The sequence below is a fragment of the Sulfoacidibacillus thermotolerans genome (genome assembly GCF_003144315.1).
Lineage (GTDB): Bacteria > Bacillota > Bacilli > Alicyclobacillales > SLC66 > Sulfoacidibacillus > Sulfoacidibacillus thermotolerans.
The window spans coordinates 1-2,274 of the sequence record NZ_MPDK01000068.1 but is presented as its reverse complement, the minus strand read 5'-3'; the positions used below and the strand labels follow the sequence as shown (position 1 = coordinate 2,274).

3 protein-coding genes are annotated in these 2,274 nt (G+C 43.0%); all 3 read right to left on the bottom strand.

Annotated elements, in window-relative coordinates; genetic code table 11:
* The coding region (locus BM613_RS14295) for a DEAD/DEAH box helicase (protein ID WP_146192846.1) at window positions 1-1,024 on the bottom strand (1,024 nt) is incomplete at its 3' end.
* On the bottom strand, window positions 1,025-1,975 hold the full coding sequence (locus BM613_RS14290; protein WP_109431829.1) for a hypothetical protein: 951 nt from the start codon (window positions 1,973-1,975) through the stop codon (window positions 1,025-1,027).
* Between the two features lie 62 nt (window positions 1,976-2,037).
* Window positions 2,038-2,274, bottom strand: a 237-nt coding sequence (locus BM613_RS15420) for a hypothetical protein (protein ID WP_219930720.1), incomplete at its 5' end; no start/stop codon positions are given.

Genomic DNA, 2,274 nt, shown 5'->3' with positions numbered 1-2,274 from the left:
CCCATAAGCGGGAAGATTGGGACTGGCGCATACCAATTATCAAGTCAAGTCCTGGATGGTCAAAGCCTGTCGTTAATACGTTGTTGTTTGCTATTGCCTGTAAACGACCAGCTTTAAAATCAATAAGATACTGGTCACGCAAGGCTTTCGGTGTATCACCAGTTACAACTTCACAACTAATACCGCGCTCGTTGAGGTAGTCTTTGACATCCTTTGCATGGTCTACACCAGCACAAAAGATAAGCCAACTCATTCTATTCTCTTCTTCCGCAATACTAATTGCATCATCTAATAAATGGCGAGTTACATCGGGATCGTTTACAACCTTTTGAAGCTCACTTTCAATGAACTCACCGCCTCGAGTATGAACACCCCTTACATCATACTCTTTCTTTGTTTTACGTGGTACTAATGGAACAAGATAACCTTCATCAATGAACCAGTTGAAGCACTCTACGGTACACGCGTTAAATACGATTTCATCAAATAAAGCGTTAGGCGCATAATCATCTTTGATAATAGAACCAAAACCAAGACGCCAACTCGTAGCAGTAAGACCGATAATCTTTAGATACGGATTCTTTTCACGAATGTGCGCAAAGAACTTCTGATAACTTGTTTGCTGATTTGGGCTAATAAGGTCACATTCGTCAACTATAATAATATCAACGTCCTCAAAGTATTTAGCTTGTTTTGCAACAGACTGAATACCTGCGAACGTTATCATTGCGTTCTTATCTTTGCGACCCATACCAGCACTATAAATACCAGTCGGTGCTTCAGGCCATAACTTCTTAAATTTATCGTGGTTCTGGTCTATCAATTCTTTTACGTGAGTAATTACCATCATGCGGGTACTACCCCAATTATCGTGAATTGTCTTTAATAGACCAGCAATTACAAGGGACTTACCAGTCCCTGTAGGCAACAAGATAACAGGATTTCCTGACTTTTCACCATACTTGATGAAATAGCGCAATGTACTGTTTACAGCTTCTTGCTGATAATCACGTAGTTTGAACATTTACTCACCGTAATAATCTGCTGCTTCGTATTGACCACATGCTGCCATCTGATCTTCCTTCGTTAATACACCTTCGGTTCCATCAGTGATGTATGCAGTAGCAGAAGCTACTTTGATTGCACATCTCCAGGTTCCATCTTCAAGCGGATAAGAATGCTTACAGGTGCGGCAGTTAACTTCAGGCATTTTGTTGTTGTGACATACCGCTTTGTGGTCACACCATTTGCATTTATAGTATGATTTACTTTCATTGAGCTTAGGTGGTGGACATTCTGCCAGTGCAATTACAAATCCACGGTCTTTGTAGCGTTCTGCTGTTTCTTTGTCAAACGGTACAAGCTCTGCCCAAATCTCGTCAGTGTTCTTGTTGACTGCAATATAAAGAGCGGCTGGGAGTCCATAATACAACATGTATTCCTGCATCTGGACATAGTGTTCCCATTTGGATTCCATCACACCATTAACGACAAGTTTCTTGAACGAATCGTTATTGTGCGTTTTCATCTCCGTCAAGATTGGTGTAGAAGGTTGTGGCATGTCGGGGCAACCAATGACAATACCATCTATCGCGGAGCCAAAGTGCCCGTTAAGATAGCTAACTCGATACTGGCTGCCATTTTCGTCTTGTTGGATGACTTGCATACCGGCGGTAAGTAATAAGGCCACGAAACGACCTTCTTCAAGATGCCCGCGATTGAATAGACGTAAGGTTTTACCATTAAAGTGAGGTTTTGTTGCCCATCGCCATCCGTAGAAGATTGCTCTACTACATTCTTGCCCGATAAGACTAATCCCAAGATGCGAACGGAATCCGCCATCTCCCTCTCGATATGCGTCTTCAATATGCGGTAATACTTTTCCGAGCCATACTCTGTAAGCGGATCCTTGATCTCGTTCAATACAGTCATTGAATAACTCCATTGTCTTAGTAGCAGGATAAAAATGTGGCATATCATAATCCTATATAGAAAAATAAAGCTCCCGGAGGAGCTTTATTATAACATGATTTTTAATTACTGTGCAGCGTCATCGCCTTCGGTGGAACGTTTCCACGGTGGAGTCTTGGTCTGAGCTGCTTTAGCGATATCGTCCTGGACTTCAGGTTCTACATGGTTAGCAGCACCAGTGTTCTGAGCTTGAGTTTGCGGTTGCTCTGCTCCAGGCTGTACCTGCTGAGTTGCCCAGTTAGGCTGCTGTGTGGTTTGTTGCTGCGGCTGCTGCGCACCAGTAGCCCACGGTTGGGATTGTGC